Origin of the sequence: Bacillus sp. FSL M8-0350, from assembly GCF_038593345.1 — a bacterium.
Classification (GTDB): domain Bacteria; phylum Bacillota; class Bacilli; order Bacillales; family Bacillaceae; genus Bacillus; species Bacillus safensis.
Genome location: NZ_CP151985.1, coordinates 1,999,811 through 2,014,168, shown reverse-complemented (window position 1 = coordinate 2,014,168; position 14,358 = coordinate 1,999,811). Strand labels below are relative to the sequence as shown.

Sequence of the window (14,358 nt, the reverse complement as noted above, 5' to 3'; positions counted from 1 at the left end):
GGAAGATGACATATGTCTGAACTTAAGGCAATTAAAGAGCGTATTTTTGATGAGGGTCTAATCAAGCAAATATTATCTGATATTGGGTGCTGGAACATTCAAAACGAACAAAAAGGAAAGTTGATTGTCGCTGGTTTGCCTGATGGTGACAATGAGAGGAGCGTGCAAATTAAAAACACATCTGCTCTTGCAGCTAACATTAGATCTAAGGGGATAACTGGAGATATTTATGATGTTATTTCTTACATAGTATTTGAGGCTCAGTCAGATGAAGAGAGAGTAAAATCATTAAATAAAAGTAAGTTTTGGATATGTAAGAAGTATGGTTATTTAGAATACATAGATGAGTTTTACAAAACTACATTAAAAGAACAAAGACCAAATCTAAATAAATGGCTAACTTCTTTAAAAAACAAAAGGAATGAAACTCCTCTTCCTTTGGAGAATAAAACAATTGAGATTTCATATGAGAATCAATTTGGAATACTGCCATATTTAGATTGGTATAAAAGTGGGCTATTTTTAAGTACTCAAAAACATTTTGAAATTGGGTTTGATATTAGATCAGAAAGAGTGACTTTTCCAATACATAATGCCGCAGGACAATTAATCGGAGTTAAAGGGCGGTATTGTGGACAGGATTCAAAAATTGAAGAAAAGTATAAATACCTTTACGTTCTTCCATGCAATAAATCAATAGAGTTGTTTAATTATCATAGGGCTCTACCGCACATAAAGGAAAATCAAGAAGTAATTGTTGTTGAGGGTGCCAAAACAACAATGTTTTTAACACAGTGGGGATATAAAAATTGTGTATCTATTGAAGGAGATACTTTATCTGAAGAACAGATAAACTTGTTAAAAGAACTTGGTTTAAATGTAACCTATACATTTGCTTTTGATAAAGATAAGATGCCAGATTTTGTACTTGCAGAAGCGAATAAACTTAAAGGAAGAGTTAAATACGGCATATATGATACTGAATCTTTACTAGAGGACAAAGACTCCCCTACTGATCGAGGAAAAGCGGTTTGGAATAAGCTTTACTCAAATAAATATAAAATTTCTTAGAGGTGAAATGTTGGAATATAGGCTAATTGGAAAAAATGATTTTGAACAAGATATCGTCAAAAATATTCTAAGCAATAGAGGTATTTATAGCTCTGAGATGAGTTCTGTTTTAAGCCCAACAGCAGTTAATGAGGAACCTTATTCTTTATTATGTAACATAAATAAAGCTTCTGAATTGCTAATAGAACATATGAAGAAAAATAGTAATATTTTTATCCAAATTGATAGTGATACTGATGGCATCACTTCTTCTATAATTTTAATAAAGTACATAAAGAAAATGTTTCCGAAATCCAAAATAACATATAGGATGCATGAAGGGAAAGAGCATGGAATTATTCTTGATACAGTACCTGATAACACTGATTTAGTGATAATTCCAGATGCGGGTTCTAATCAATACGAAATCCATAAGGAGCTTAAGGAAAGAGGCTGTGATGTACTAGTCATTGACCATCATGAATGTGAAGATGAGTCGCAGTATGCAATTGTTGTTAATAATCAGCTTTCACCCAATTATTTAAACAAGTCACTGACGGGGGCTGGAATGGCTTACAAAGTATGCCAGGCTCTTGATGATAAGCTCGGAAAAAATTATGCTGAAGAGCTTCTTGATTTAGTTGCGATTGGCAATATTGCCGATTCTGCAGATTCAAGAAATTTAGAAACAAGATATTACATATTAAAAGGATTAGATTGTGTTAAAAATCCACTTTTGAAAAAGCTGTTTAAAAAGCAGGAGTTTTCAACAAATGGTGTTAAAACAATTCAGAATACTCAATTCTATATCAACCCACTTATAAATGCTGCGATTAGAGTAGGTTCGAAAAAAGAAAAAGACCAGTTGATTAAATCATTTCTTGGTTCAAGAGAAAAGGTTCTATATAAAAAGCGTGGATCTGCAGTTGAAGAATCAATTTCAATTCAAGATGATACTGTAAGAGTTCTAACAAATTTAAAGAATAAACAAAAGAGATTAGTTGATAAAGCAACTGATGAAATTGTCCAAAAGATATACCAAGAAAATTTGTTAGAAAACAAGATACTCTCTGTAAATATTGAAGGTATTCTCGAAAAGAACCTAACAGGCTTAGTCGCAAATAAACTAGCTGATAGGTTTAAAAGGCCAGTTTTACTTGCTAGGGATGCACAAAACGATGAGTTTCTAATAGGTTCAATAAGAGGATATGATAAAGGAGGAGTTAAAAACTTTAAAGAGTTACTGATATCAACGGGTCTATTTGAATTTGTTGAAGGGCATGCGAATGCAGCTGGATTTTGTATCAAAAAAAATAGTTTTAATAAAATGAATACAGCGCTTAACGATTTGTTAAAAGATATTGAACACAAGACAGTTCTTGATGTCGATTTTGAAATTCCATTTAAACTTCTTAAAGAGAATTTTATTTTAGAGATTGGTAATCTAAGAGAACTATGGGGTTACAAATTAGAAGAGCCTTTAGTTGCAATCACGGATATTCATGTGAGCAGAAGTGAAATAGAGTTAATTAAAAAAAGAACGACTACTCTGAAGATAAGTTCAACACAGGCAGAGTTCAAAAAGCAATTTTATAAAAATGAATTCCCTCAGCTGTTAGATGAAAGCGAAAGTTATGTGTTGAATTGTATAGGGAAATGCAAGCTATCTGCCGATAATAAACCCTATATTGAAATTGTAGACTTGAAAGTGGTTCATAGTTTTCTGTTTTAGAAAGGAGGAATGCTCTTGATCATAAAGCCAAAACTCGAAACAGAAGTGACTAAAAGATATGAAAAACACTGGGTAGAGAACTTTGAAGAAATCAAAAAGATTTTTGATAAAGACCAACCTAAGTTATGTGTGATTGATTCTGAAACCACTGGGTTGCATATTATTAACGACAAGCCTTTTATGTGGGTATTTGCTTATAAGTTACCAAAAGAGAAAAGGAAAGAAGGATTAGAGGGCAGAAGCTTTGCTTTTAACTCAAATAAAGAAATACTCCATCAAGTTTTACAATTGACTAAAAAATGCCTTATGACTGTTGGGCACAACGTAAAATATGACTTACATATGTTAATTAATGGAGGAGTAGAAGAAGAAGAGGTATACAATTTAACTAACATTACAGACACTATGGGATTATGCAGACTTACATTTGATGCAGTTTCTGCGAGAGACGGAGGCGATATGTTAGGGCTGAAAAAAGTTTCTGAAAAATATATTGATCCTAGAGCAGCGGAATTTGAAAAGGAGGTAAAAAAAGAACTTAGAAGAATAAACGATCAAAAAAGAAACCTTTTAAAAGAATTACTAAAGCCATATAAAGATATCGGTTGGGGTATCGGGAAAATTAAAGATGCTTATAAAGTAAAAAAGAGAAATGATATGGATCAGTTTACAACCGAAAGGAAGCAGCGATGGATCACCATTCCTGCTGAAATAGACAGGCTTTATCGAAACTGGTTAAAAGAAAATTCTTTTGCAAATTATTCAGAAGTTGACAGGAATATCATGATGGAATATGTCCATAGTGATGGAATCTACACTCTTGAAATAGTCGAGATGACTTACCCTACAGTTTTAAAACGAAAACAGAAAGCGATACTTGAGCACGAAAATAAGTTGATTATGGAATTATTGAGAATGGAACGAGTAGGGATGAAAGTTGATATGCCCTACTTAAAGGAATGCTTCAAAAAATGCGAAGATGAAATTCAGAGTCATTACGAAGAACTCTGGAGTATTGTCGGAGAAAATTTTACAGCTTCACAAGCATCTGTAATACAGGATTATTTTGAAAAAAAGTTAGGAGAAAGACCTCCTACTACAGATAAAGCGTTTTTAAAAAAGCATAAAGATGATAGGCTATCTCAACTAATTACTCGGCTAAGAAGATTAGAAAAATGGCAGTCTACGTATATTTCTAGAATTATCGAAGTAGCTCAATATGATGAGCATTTTTATACTCAGTATGGGCAATTCAACACCGTATCCGGTCGATTAGGTTCCGATGCACAACAGTTTCCTAAAGAGAGAATTCTGACAGAAGAAGGTGAAAAATACGAAAAGGAACATGGTGAAGGAAAAGCACCCTCAAGCTTTGAAATTTTCTCACCAAGAAAAGCTTTTATTGTAGAGGGAGGAGATTACGACCAAATTGCATACTTTGATTTATCGCAAATAGAATTGCGAGCCCAGGCAAATTATACAGTCTTGCTAAATAGGCCTGATTTAAACCTTTGTAGAGCTTATATGCCATTTAAATGCAACCACTATTTAACTGGAGAAGAGTACAGTTTTACGAGGAAAGAGGACAGGATAAGATGGTCTGAAAAGAAAGAAGATGGTAGCTCTGTGTGGCTTTTAGAGGACGGAGAAAGTTGGACTCCTACTGATGTCCATAGCGAAACATCTCATAACACACTTATCGCATTAGCGTTTGAATGTGTAGAGAAATATAAACAATACATACATAAGTCAGATTCCCCAGTCGATGAGAAATCATTTAAAAAGTTTTGGAGATACATAGGGAAAATGTTTAATTTTATGAGGAACTATGGTGGAGGAGCTGCTAAAGCCTCTGAGGCTTTGGAAGTTTCTATGGAAATTGCAAATGCTTTAGTATCAGGGTGGTCAAACACTTTTCCTGAGGTATCGCATTACCAAAAACAAGTTGCTAAAAAGGTACAGAAGGATAAGCATGCCACCAACATGTATGGACGTGTTTACTATCTAAGCAATACGGAAAAGGCATATAAGGTTGGAAACTATCTTGTGCAAGGTTCTTGTGCGGATATGTTAAAAGCATATGTAATAAAGATAGGGGAATTTTTAAGGGAAAATAATTGCAAATCATTGCCGCTAGCTAATATTCATGACGAATTACAATTTCTAATTTACAAAGGAGAGGAATGGATTTTCCCTCACATTAAGAGAATTATGGAAGATGTAGATTGGATGCAGGTACCTGTAGTTGTGGATCTAGAGATCACTAATACAACTTGGGCAGATAAAAAAGAAGTAGAATGTATTGCATGAAGGAGTGATGAGAATTATCAAAAAATTCGTAGACAAAAATACAAATAACATATATTATAAAGTTAACTCGAAGGTATTAATAGTTTTAACAGGATGGCTGCTAACATTCTCGTTTATTAAGATGGAAACGAGTTTAATCAAGGACAACACGAGCGAAAAGGTAAATAAGACAAAGGCAGCTGAAGATTTTCCAACGAAACATATCGAGTTACATACACCATTACCAAAGCAAGATAGCAAAAAAGAAATAACAGAGAAATTACAAAGGAAATATCTGGAAATCAAAGTTGAACCAGTTCAAGAGAAAACTAAAAAAGTTAAAAAAAAGAAGAAAGGAGATAAAAATGTCAAGCAAACAAAGAAAACTGTGGAACAAAAGAGTCAAACACGCAAAATGGTTGTTACAGCTTACACAAATGGTTACGAAAGCACAGGTAAACATCCAGGACACGCTGACTATGGAACAACAGCAAGCGGTGTGACTACAAAGCAAGGCATTACAATTGCTTGTCCACCATATATGAAATTTGGAACAAAATTATACATAGAAGGTGTTGGACTAAGAGTATGTCAGGATAGAGGTGGAGACATAAAAGGAAATAGATTAGATGTCTTCATTGAAAATCTTCAAAAGGCAAGAGAGTTCGGCAGGCAAACACTAACAGTCAAAGAAATTAAAAATAACACATAAAGAAGAGAGTGACTTGATTGAGCAAGCTTACTATAGGACAAAGAGTTCTTACTTTATACGGAGTAGGAACAATAGTGGAAGTACATAAGAACGATCAATATGGAGTTGCTGATGATGAGTACAACATGGTCGAACTTTATGACAGAAGTGAATTAGCTGAATTAAGGAGGTGATATCATGTTTGAGGTAAACGACACAGTAATAGTAAACCATAATAAAGAAAGAGCAGTAGTGGCTACAGTGTCTACTCGATACTCACAACTTGAAGTGCGGTATGAAGACGGATCTCATGAAGTAATGGGATTTCACAAAGTTACAAAGGAGGATGATAAATGATTATTATTTTAGAGGGATGTGATTGCTGCTACAAATCTACAGTAGCAAAACAGTTGTCAAAAAAGCTAGATTACAAGATACTACGTGGTTCATCGTTTGAATTAGCTAAAGGAAGTCAGGACAGCCTATATGATTATTGTTTTGAACTTACAAAACATGAAAACTTGATTATCGATAGATACATATATTCTAACCTTGTTTATGCTACGATGTTTCCTGGTCATGCAAAGCTTTCAGATGAGCAAGTAAGCAATATCGAGAACAATTTGCTGAGTATGGCCAAGTTAATCTATCTTCATGCAAGACCCGAAGTAATTAAAGAAAGGATTCTCAGCAGAGGAGATGATCAGGTTAACACAAAAGACATTGAACCAATTGTGGAACTCTATAACGAAGTTATACCAAAGTCAAAATTACATACCTATTCGTTTGATACAGAGATATATGGCAGCGGTGAAATTGTTGAGGATATCATTTACTTGGTCAGTGAGGAAGGCTCATGAAAAGACATGTAATTGCAATTGATATGGATGATGTATTGGCAGATTTCTTACCAGCTTGGGTAAAAGCAATCAATCAACATGATGATCCTACTTTAAAATGTGAAAACATAAAATCTTGGAACATCTTAGATTACCTGAATACAAAAAATGATGTGTTTAGGCATCTAACATATGACTTCTTTAAGGGTTTAACAGTTAAGAAAGACAGCCAGAAAGTTGTTAAGAATCTATGTGATCTCTACGAAGTGTATGTTGTTACTACTGCAACGGCACATCCAGAATCATTAAAAGCTAAATTAGAATGGCTGCAGGAACACTTTCCATTTATCTCATATGACCATGTTGTTCTTTGTGGAAATAAAAAGATCATTAAAGCTGATTACATGATTGATGATGGAATACATAACTTGGAGACATTTGAAGGTGTAGGCATAGTGTTTGATGCACCTCACAACGAAGATGATAAAAGATTTATCCGTGTAAAAAATTGGTTAGAAATAGGTCGAAAATTGAGAGGAGATTAAAATGAAACTAGATTTTTGGATCGATCAGAAGATTGCTCAACTGAAAGAAAATTATAAAGAGGTTGAATTTCAATCAGCGAGAGACGTGGAATTAGTGTTAAATTGTGTTAGCCAAAATTTCTTAGCAAATGATACACCGATGGATACGGAAGTTATCGAAATTGATTTACATACGATTCCTAAAAATGAGAAATATCAGGGCTCTGAAATTCTATTTAACGTAAAAAGACCAAGAAAAAGAAAATTTGATAGTCATTCAGTCTACGTTAGGATTGTTGATTAAAGCTTACAATAAAATATCTCTTTTAATCAGAATGGAGGAACTCAATGATTTTATTAAATGGAAAAAAAGTAGATTTTAAAACATTCCCAAATGGGGAGCTGTTACTAAAAAAAGAAGAAGTGCATCCTAAATTACAAAACCATATTTCGCTTAAATACGAAAATGATAGCGATTTGATTAAATTATTGATCCTAAAAAAATATCTTAAACAAGATTCGGCACTCACTATTTATTATATGCCTTACAGTCGAATGGATAGAAGTGAAGAAGGATCCCCTTTTACACTGAAATATATCAGTGATTTTATTAACGAATTAGGATTTACGTCTGTTGAGATTGTTGAACCTCATTCAGATGTGACACCTGCTTTAATTAACAACAGTCATTCAAATTATATAAACTTCAAGTTAATACACAAAGTCATTAATGAGACAAAATTCAATCCAGAAAACGACTACTTATTCTTTCCTGACGCTGGTGCAGCTAAGCGATATAGCAAAATGAAGTATCCGCACCTCGTAGGTTATAAGGAAAGAGACTTTAGCACTGGCGAAATTAAAAGCCTTAAGCTCGTGGGTGATATGCCTGAAAGAAAATTTAAGGCCATTATTGTTGATGATCTTTCATCTTACGGTGGAACTTTTATCAAAAGCGCAATGAAATTACGGGAAGCTGGAGCAAGCGAAGTTTATTTATTAGTTGCACATGCAGAAAACTCAATTTTTGAAGGTGATATTTTCAAAACTGAGTTGATAAATAAGGTGTTCACAACCGATAGCTTACTGACCAAACAAAATGATTGGAATAATAAAAAACACGAAGATAGACTAAGAGTTTATAAAATTGAAGAGGAGATTAACTAATGACTAATTATACATATCCTGCTACATTATTATGTGATTTTTATAAGGTATCCCATAGAGAACAATATCCTGAAGGAACAGAATTAATTTATTCCACTTGGACACCAAGAACTAGTAGAGTGGAAAAGGTTAATAAGGTGGTTGCGTTTGGGTTCCAGGGTTTCATTAAAAAATATCTCATTGAGTATTTTAACGAGAATTTCTTTAAGAGACCTAAGCAAGATGTTATTAACGAATACAAACGTGTTATTAAGTACACTTTGCAAGTAAAAGACCCAGATACAAGCCATATTGAATCATTGCATGATCTTGGATATTTACCAATTAAAATTAAAGCAGTTAAGGAAGGAACATTGATTCCTATTAAAGTACCAATGTTAACAATTGAGAATACTGTTCCAGAGTTCTTTTGGATTACAAACTATCTAGAAACATTAATGTCAAATGAGATTTGGCAGCCTACTACCAGCGCTACATTGGCTTTTGAATATAGAAAAATTCTTGATGAATATGCCATGAAGACTGTAGGAAATAAATTAGCTGTGGATTTTCAAGGTCATGACTTTTCCATGCGTGGAATGAGTTCTTTAGAATCTACTAAATTATCAGGAGCAGGACATTTACTTTCATTCACTGGTACTGACACCATTCCAGCAATTCTTTATCACGAAGAATTTTATAACGCAAATATTGAAAACGAGCTTATTGGGTCATCCATTCCTGCAACCGAGCATAGTGTGATGTGTGCAAATGGTCAAGATGAGTACTCAGTTTTCAAAAAGCTTGTCACTGAGACGTATCCTGAAGGGTTTGTATCAATTGTCTCTGACACATGGGACTTTTGGAAAGTTATTGATAAGGTTGTTCGGAAATTAAAAGATGACATCCTAAAGCGAGATGGTAAGGTTGTAATTCGACCTGACTCAGGCGACCCTGTAAAAATTATTTGTGGAGACCCTGAAGCAAAAGATGAATTAGTAAGAAAAGGGCTGGTAGAAGTTCTATGGGATATTTTTGGTGGAAGTGAAACTGATGAAGGATTTAAAGTCTTGGATTCTCATATTGGAGCAATTTATGGTGATGCTATTACGATTTCAAGATGTAAAGAAATTTGTGAGAAGCTAGCTGCTAAAGGTTTTGCTTCAGTTAATGTTGTTTTCGGTATTGGATCTTTCACATATCAATATAACACACGTGACACATTCGGGTTCGCTATGAAAGCAACATATACAGTAGTAAATGGAGAAGAGCGTCAAATATTTAAAAATCCTAAAACGGATGATGGAACAAAAAAATCGCAAAAAGGGTTAACTGCTGTTGTTAAACAAGAAAATGAATTACAACTTGTTGATGAATTGAATAGAGAAGAGTACAGCAAAATTTCAAATGATGATGTTCTGGAAGATGTTTTTATTGATGGACAGTTAATCAGAAATCAGAGCTTGAGCGAAATCAGACATTTATTGCTTAAAGAATCTATATAAAAGATCAATTTCAAACAGAAAGGGAAGGTGAAATATGACGGAAAGTGAAATTATCATTGCAAATTTTAAAAAGAGTGTTGAAGAATTTCGTATTAAACTGGCCACTGGTAGAGAAGCGCACCCTGAAAAATTTATTCAATTTTTAGCTACTGAAATCCAGGCTTTAAATAATTTAAAGGAAGCATACCAAGAAGGTATGAACATTATTAACGCCGACTTGAAAAAACACGGTCTAGGAAAATGAAAAGTGTCCTAGAGCAAATCAACTCATTGGAAGTCGTACATATTGATTTAGACAACTATGCAATTTACGTTAAGCAAAACAAGCAAGTGATTCATATATTACATACATTGATTAAGGATATGACAGTAGAGGAATACATACATAGCTTCAGTAAAGATGGTTTAATCGATCTAATTCCAGCAGTAATTGGAACAGGGGTTGCTGATGGATATAAACAAGGCAAGGGGTTTGTATCTGAACCTAAGCAGTTCTACATGCAGCAGTGCCTAGAGTTGAACAGCAAAATTGAAAACCTTGAGAATATGATTGTGTCACTTGGTGGCCATCCTAAAATGCAAATTGTTGATAAGAATAATCTTATCCACTAGAGAGGAAGAAAGGAATGAAATTTAAAATTGGGCAGAGTGTTCTGATTTCATCTAGGGGTGTTGTTGGTAAAGTTATTAAAGCAACACACCATGTATCAATTGAAAAAGGAAAAGAACTGAGTGTTATTAAATATAAAGTTGAAGTGGATGGGCTTTTGTACGCCCAGGAATTTGATGAATCATTACTTAAAAACACAGATAAAGAATTTAGGAAGATTAAAATAGCTGAAATAAATTCACTGATTGATCAAGCATTAGATACAAAAGATAAGGATTGGTTTAATGATTTAATTCAACAAAGAAAAACTTTAGAAGAAGGGTTAGTGGAGTAGATAGAGAATTATTTTAGAGTATTATGGAACGGAACAAGAGTTCCAAAGAAGTTTGATACCAAAGCAAAAGCAGAAGTGTTTGTTAGACGAAGAAAAGGGTTCACCTGTGAGATACAAGAACGTACATATGATAATAAGTTTATAGACAGCTGGACGTACCATATTCCCTTGCATTAAGGAGGAGAAGATAGCCTGAGAGAACGGGATAAAGCTAAGATGGAAAATGATCTGGAGACAGTACATAACAACCTGGATTATATACACACTACTCTGGAAGAGGATGCATCAATTGATGATGAAACATGGAAATTAATTGAGCCGAGAATTACTAAGTCATGGGTATTGTTAGAGGAATTAAAGAAGAACTTAGTATCTGAATAAAAAAAAATAACATACAAAAAGTATTGATTAAAATACAAATTACATATATAATCGATATAACAGCTAAGGAGAATCAATGAACTACATATGCGAGATTTGCAACGAAGGGGTTGAGAAATACCCCTTATGTTTAAGGTTAACAGAAGAGAACGCAAAAAGCATTGAAGACAGAATTGAGTTCAATTGCTGCAGCAAATGTGTTGATGATTTGAGCGAGAAGATTCGACAGAAATGTGAGGGGATGAATGTAAAGAAGACACTTAAAGTTCTTGGGATTGATCATATTAAGCCTTATAAAGATTAAAACAAAGGAGAGCGCAAGTTGTGAAAAACATAGATGCATCAAAATGGTTTGGTGTAATTGGCAGCGTTGGGATGTTTTTACTTGCTATCCTGGGAGAAGTATTTAAATAAAATTCAAGTTTTATAGAGAATGGAGGATGAATGAATTAATGAAGTATGATGTTCTAGAGGATTTTACAGCTGTGTTTAGAGGAAAAGACGGTAAAGTTTACGAAGAGTTTGAAGGTTCTTGTGCCTCAATCAAAGTTGGTGCAGGGGAAGATTATCGAGTACCCCTCAAATTGAAGATTGATGATGTAAAGACAAAACAAGAGTTATGCACATTCATGGAAGCACAACCAAAAGGTGAAGATTATGTTTTTAAAGTTGAAGGAAGTGTTCGTCCAGTTCCAGTAATGGTTGTAGAAGAAGAAGGAGATGTGTACATTATTGAAAAAGAATAAGCAGTTTGATAAGAAATTCTGGTTAACATTAATTAAATGGTCGTTAGCTGCATTTTTAGCCGGATACATGGTTGGTTTTCTACTGCCAACTACAGTTTTATCAAAATAAAAATAACATATATTAAAAGGGGTGATTCGAGTGGCGATTTTAATTAAAGACAGAAATAGCGAATTCGGAGTCTATTGCAACGAGGTAAGTATTGTAAATGAAAACATTTCAATAACTGATTATATCAGCTACGATTTAGCATCCTTTGGGAGTGGAATGACTATTCCATTAAAAGAAGTAATGAATTACAAGTTTGTGCAATCTGGATTCTCTTATGGAGAATTAAGAAACATTGTTTCTAAGCGGATTAAAGGAGAAGGAAACATCCTTTTCACTCCAATCGGAAACAATGAAAAGGGAAGTTAAAATAAAAGTTTTATTTCATTGAGAAGGAGGGAGATCAGATAGTGAAAACCTTTGAAAAAATTGTTTCTATTGATGAGTACAAGTTTAGAATCACAATCACAGCAAATGAATCATACAGACCAGGGAGATGGTCGATTAAATGGGTTGATGTAAAAAACGTAGAGGATAACAAAATTGTTTACAGAGGCAGCGAGATACCTTCTATAACCAAGCCACCGCTTAAATATGCATTTCAATTAGCCGCAAAAGAGGCAAAAAAAGCTTTAATGAAAAACAGAGAAATAAATAAGGAAATTGAAGAGTTTGAAAAGTGGGATGGAGTTATAAAATCTTATATGTGAAAGGTAGGACAGTTATTGAATTGTAAAAATATGAGATATGAAACAATCAAAAAAAATATTGTACTAAATGAAATCGAACATTCATTGAAGATTCTTGCTGATCGTCTTTCAAATGGATGGAGAGTATGGGGATTTTCTATTACTGGGGAACAATATAATGGATTGTTCTGGTATGGCGTGTGTACAGATTATGAGGATATGACAATTAAAGAAGTAGTGTTAAAGCTGGTTGAAAAGATGAAAGCTGAAGTGGAAAACGATAAAAAAGAAAAAGAAGAAATGGAAGAGTTCAATAATTGGGACGGAGTCATCAATTTCTAAATAAAAGGATGATTTCAAAGAGAAATCAGATGAGGAGGATAGGATGCAATACACTAAGCATGGAAATTCAGTAGAAGGTTACATAACATTTTATCTTTATTTTCATTCATTTGATTATAAAGAGGATAGCATATTGGAACAAGTAAAATTCACCACAGTTAACGAGCTATTCAACATGATGCAGCCTGATTATATTGAACAACTAAAACAAGAAAACGATGTAGAGCAGGTTGAGCTTCACGATATCACTTTCAGTGCTAAAGATGACGACACTGAGGCTTTCATCACAATGTATGACAACTCAGGAAGTTATCGAATCTCAACAAATCTTGATGTAAGTGGATTAGATAGTGAGTATAAAGAAACTTTAAAAAGTATTAAAGATATTCTTGATAAGAAGATGTAAACATAAAGGAGGAGAATTCAATAGACATATTTGAGCATATCATGTGCGACTTCAAACATTATAAGGGTGGAACCTATAAACTCGTTGGAGAAGTCATTCATACAGAAACAGAAGAAGAGCTTGTTGTTTACTATGATATGGACGGCACTGTATTATGGGCAAGACCTAAAGAGATGTTTTTCGGAAAAGTTATTGTTGATGGAAAAGAAATAGACAGATTTACAAAACTTAATTAAAGGAATGGTGAAAATGAATAAAAAATTCGGTCTTTATTGTATGGGAACTCTTGTTAACACTTATGATGACGCTATTGAGGCTCATAATGATGCTGTATATGCCCAAGAAGAAAGTGGAGTTCCACATGAAGTGAAAGAAATTAAGTAACTGGTAAGGCGATATAAAGGTATGAAGATGACTTAAGTCATCTCCCAACCCAAATATCTCAAAACAGCTTTACTTTCTTTTAGCCTTAGCTTGAGAGAGAACCGAACCAGCTAAACTCTTAGCAGTCTTACTTGAAGATTTAGAATTAAGTACTTTAGAAGCTTTTGTTGCAAGTTTTGAAGATGAAACTCTTCTGCTGCTAGACTTTGCCAAGGGAATCACCACCTATCGTGGGAAAATGTGTTCTGAGTAACTAAATATAGTATATAGATTTATCTCAAGAATACAAGATATTGATTTTGTTTTAAATATAATTAAAAAAATGGAGCGATACTAATGAAATTTTTTAAAGTCACAAAACCTTATTATGCGTTAATCAAAGCACAATCAAAAGAGAATGCATTAAAATTATATACTGATGATGTAGCAGATGATGAAGGAGGACGACTTGCAGAGGATATGTATGAGATTGATGAACTTGAAGCTGGAAAATTGCACGGTAAAACAATTGATGAAAGCGGGAAAAAGTTGACTGTAAATGAGGTAATTGAAGATTTAGCTTCCGTTGAAGAAATGGTCTTATCTCAAGATGGCAGTTTACTATAAAATCACAGTTTCATATAAATAAAAATTGGGGGAAATAC

Annotated in this window: 22 protein-coding genes; 21 read left to right on the top strand and 1 reads right to left on the bottom strand. The window is 33.7% G+C overall.

Annotation, left to right across the window (positions count from 1 at the left end; translation table 11 throughout):
* The first annotated feature begins 12 nt into the window (after positions 1-12).
* The 20 genes from NSS80_RS10295 (at position 13) to NSS80_RS10200 (ending at position 13,714) form a co-directional block, all read left to right on the top strand.
* A complete protein-coding gene (locus NSS80_RS10295) occupies positions 13-1,071 on the top strand; it encodes a DNA primase (protein ID WP_342498224.1) in 1,059 nt (352 codons plus the stop codon).
* Positions 1,072-1,081: 10 nt separating this feature from the next.
* The gene (locus NSS80_RS10290; RefSeq protein WP_342498223.1) at positions 1,082-2,782 is read left to right on the top strand and encodes a DHH family phosphoesterase; all 1,701 of its coding nucleotides are present in this window, start codon (positions 1,082-1,084) and stop codon (positions 2,780-2,782) included.
* 15 nt (positions 2,783-2,797) lie between these two features.
* Entirely contained in the window at positions 2,798-5,092 is a 2,295-nt protein-coding gene (locus tag NSS80_RS10285) for a DNA polymerase (RefSeq protein ID WP_342498222.1), read from the top strand.
* A gap of 7 nt (positions 5,093-5,099) precedes the next feature.
* Positions 5,100-5,783, top strand: a complete 684-nt coding sequence (locus NSS80_RS10280; protein WP_342498221.1) for a 3D domain-containing protein — start codon at positions 5,100-5,102, stop codon at positions 5,781-5,783.
* A 177-nt stretch (positions 5,784-5,960) separates the two neighbouring features.
* Complete coding sequence (locus NSS80_RS10275) at positions 5,961-6,119, top strand: hypothetical protein (RefSeq protein ID WP_342498220.1); 159 nt, start codon at positions 5,961-5,963, stop codon at positions 6,117-6,119.
* Positions 6,116-6,622, top strand: coding sequence for a deoxynucleoside kinase (locus NSS80_RS10270; protein ID WP_342498219.1), 507 nt, complete (start codon positions 6,116-6,118; stop codon positions 6,620-6,622). The genes NSS80_RS10275 and NSS80_RS10270 overlap by 4 nt, the downstream gene beginning before the upstream one ends.
* Positions 6,619-7,146 carry a 5'-3'-deoxyribonucleotidase gene (locus NSS80_RS10265; RefSeq protein ID WP_342498218.1) on the top strand — a complete coding sequence of 176 codons (528 nt, stop codon included), beginning with the start codon at positions 6,619-6,621 and terminating at the stop codon, positions 7,144-7,146. The genes NSS80_RS10270 and NSS80_RS10265 overlap by 4 nt, the downstream gene beginning before the upstream one ends.
* 1 nt (position 7,147) lies before the next feature.
* The gene (locus NSS80_RS10260; RefSeq protein WP_342498217.1) at positions 7,148-7,429 is read left to right on the top strand and encodes a hypothetical protein; all 282 of its coding nucleotides are present in this window, start codon (positions 7,148-7,150) and stop codon (positions 7,427-7,429) included.
* Positions 7,430-7,473: 44 nt separating this feature from the next.
* On the top strand, positions 7,474-8,292 hold the full coding sequence (locus tag NSS80_RS10255; protein WP_342498216.1) for a ribose-phosphate pyrophosphokinase: 819 nt from the start codon (positions 7,474-7,476) through the stop codon (positions 8,290-8,292).
* A complete protein-coding gene (locus tag NSS80_RS10250; protein ID WP_342498215.1) occupies positions 8,292-9,776 on the top strand; it encodes a nicotinate phosphoribosyltransferase in 1,485 nt (494 codons plus the stop codon). The genes NSS80_RS10255 and NSS80_RS10250 overlap by 1 nt, the downstream gene beginning before the upstream one ends.
* 34 nt (positions 9,777-9,810) lie before the next feature.
* The gene (locus NSS80_RS10245; protein WP_342498214.1) at positions 9,811-10,020 is read left to right on the top strand and encodes a hypothetical protein; all 210 of its coding nucleotides are present in this window, start codon (positions 9,811-9,813) and stop codon (positions 10,018-10,020) included.
* Positions 10,021-10,046: 26 nt separating this feature from the next.
* Positions 10,047-10,388 (top strand): hypothetical protein, encoded by a 342-nt coding sequence (locus tag NSS80_RS10240; RefSeq protein WP_342498213.1) that lies wholly within the window; start codon positions 10,047-10,049, stop codon positions 10,386-10,388.
* Between the two features lie 14 nt (positions 10,389-10,402).
* Positions 10,403-10,720 (top strand): IDEAL domain-containing protein, encoded by a 318-nt coding sequence (locus NSS80_RS10235; RefSeq protein WP_342498212.1) that lies wholly within the window; start codon positions 10,403-10,405, stop codon positions 10,718-10,720.
* An 821-nt stretch (positions 10,721-11,541) separates the two neighbouring features.
* A complete protein-coding gene (locus NSS80_RS10230; RefSeq protein ID WP_342498211.1) occupies positions 11,542-11,847 on the top strand; it encodes a hypothetical protein in 306 nt (101 codons plus the stop codon).
* 139 nt (positions 11,848-11,986) lie between these two features.
* Complete coding sequence (locus NSS80_RS10225; RefSeq protein ID WP_342498210.1) at positions 11,987-12,262, top strand: hypothetical protein; 276 nt, start codon at positions 11,987-11,989, stop codon at positions 12,260-12,262.
* Positions 12,263-12,303: 41 nt separating this feature from the next.
* Entirely contained in the window at positions 12,304-12,603 is a 300-nt protein-coding gene (locus NSS80_RS10220; RefSeq protein ID WP_342498209.1) for a hypothetical protein, read from the top strand.
* A gap of 15 nt (positions 12,604-12,618) precedes the next feature.
* Positions 12,619-12,924, top strand: a complete 306-nt coding sequence (locus tag NSS80_RS10215; protein ID WP_144533928.1) for a hypothetical protein — start codon at positions 12,619-12,621, stop codon at positions 12,922-12,924.
* 43 nt (positions 12,925-12,967) lie between these two features.
* Positions 12,968-13,330: a hypothetical protein gene (locus tag NSS80_RS10210; RefSeq protein WP_342498208.1), complete on the top strand. Its 363-nt coding sequence runs from the start codon at positions 12,968-12,970 to the stop codon at positions 13,328-13,330.
* 41 nt (positions 13,331-13,371) lie between these two features.
* Entirely contained in the window at positions 13,372-13,566 is a 195-nt protein-coding gene (locus NSS80_RS10205) for a DUF1653 domain-containing protein (protein WP_342498207.1), read from the top strand.
* A gap of 13 nt (positions 13,567-13,579) precedes the next feature.
* On the top strand, positions 13,580-13,714 hold the full coding sequence (locus tag NSS80_RS10200) for a hypothetical protein (RefSeq protein WP_342498206.1): 135 nt from the start codon (positions 13,580-13,582) through the stop codon (positions 13,712-13,714).
* 69 nt (positions 13,715-13,783) lie between these two features.
* Here the strand turns inward: NSS80_RS10200 and NSS80_RS10195 are convergent, their stop codons facing one another.
* The gene (locus tag NSS80_RS10195) at positions 13,784-13,927 is read right to left on the bottom strand and encodes a hypothetical protein (protein WP_162860237.1); all 144 of its coding nucleotides are present in this window, start codon (positions 13,925-13,927) and stop codon (positions 13,784-13,786) included.
* 123 nt (positions 13,928-14,050) lie between these two features.
* Between NSS80_RS10195 and NSS80_RS10190 the strand changes: the two genes are divergently transcribed.
* Positions 14,051-14,320: a hypothetical protein gene (locus NSS80_RS10190; RefSeq protein WP_342498205.1), complete on the top strand. Its 270-nt coding sequence runs from the start codon at positions 14,051-14,053 to the stop codon at positions 14,318-14,320.
* The last annotated feature ends 38 nt before the right edge of the window (positions 14,321-14,358 follow it).

What these genes read in the sequence shown, in the direction of transcription:
- NSS80_RS10295 (WP_342498224.1), top strand. Translation starts at nt 13, where the DNA reads ATGTCTGAACTTAAGGCAATTAAAGAGCGTATTTTTGATGAGGGTCTA.
- NSS80_RS10280 (WP_342498221.1), top strand. Translation starts at nt 5,100, where the DNA reads ATGAGAATTATCAAAAAATTCGTAGACAAAAATACAAATAACATATAT.
- NSS80_RS10275 (WP_342498220.1), top strand. Translation starts at nt 5,961, where the DNA reads ATGTTTGAGGTAAACGACACAGTAATAGTAAACCATAATAAAGAAAGA.
- NSS80_RS10270 (WP_342498219.1), top strand. Translation starts at nt 6,116, where the DNA reads ATGATTATTATTTTAGAGGGATGTGATTGCTGCTACAAATCTACAGTA.
- NSS80_RS10265 (WP_342498218.1), top strand. Translation starts at nt 6,619, where the DNA reads ATGAAAAGACATGTAATTGCAATTGATATGGATGATGTATTGGCAGAT.
- NSS80_RS10260 (WP_342498217.1), top strand. Translation starts at nt 7,148, where the DNA reads ATGAAACTAGATTTTTGGATCGATCAGAAGATTGCTCAACTGAAAGAA.
- NSS80_RS10255 (WP_342498216.1), top strand. Translation starts at nt 7,474, where the DNA reads ATGATTTTATTAAATGGAAAAAAAGTAGATTTTAAAACATTCCCAAAT.
- NSS80_RS10250 (WP_342498215.1), top strand. Translation starts at nt 8,292, where the DNA reads ATGACTAATTATACATATCCTGCTACATTATTATGTGATTTTTATAAG.
- NSS80_RS10245 (WP_342498214.1), top strand. Translation starts at nt 9,811, where the DNA reads ATGACGGAAAGTGAAATTATCATTGCAAATTTTAAAAAGAGTGTTGAA.
- NSS80_RS10235 (WP_342498212.1), top strand. Translation starts at nt 10,403, where the DNA reads ATGAAATTTAAAATTGGGCAGAGTGTTCTGATTTCATCTAGGGGTGTT.
- NSS80_RS10230 (WP_342498211.1), top strand. Translation starts at nt 11,542, where the DNA reads ATGAATGAATTAATGAAGTATGATGTTCTAGAGGATTTTACAGCTGTG.
- NSS80_RS10210 (WP_342498208.1), top strand. Translation starts at nt 12,968, where the DNA reads ATGCAATACACTAAGCATGGAAATTCAGTAGAAGGTTACATAACATTT.
- NSS80_RS10205 (WP_342498207.1), top strand. Translation starts at nt 13,372, where the DNA reads ATGTGCGACTTCAAACATTATAAGGGTGGAACCTATAAACTCGTTGGA.
- NSS80_RS10200 (WP_342498206.1), top strand. Translation starts at nt 13,580, where the DNA reads ATGAATAAAAAATTCGGTCTTTATTGTATGGGAACTCTTGTTAACACT.
- NSS80_RS10190 (WP_342498205.1), top strand. Translation starts at nt 14,051, where the DNA reads ATGAAATTTTTTAAAGTCACAAAACCTTATTATGCGTTAATCAAAGCA.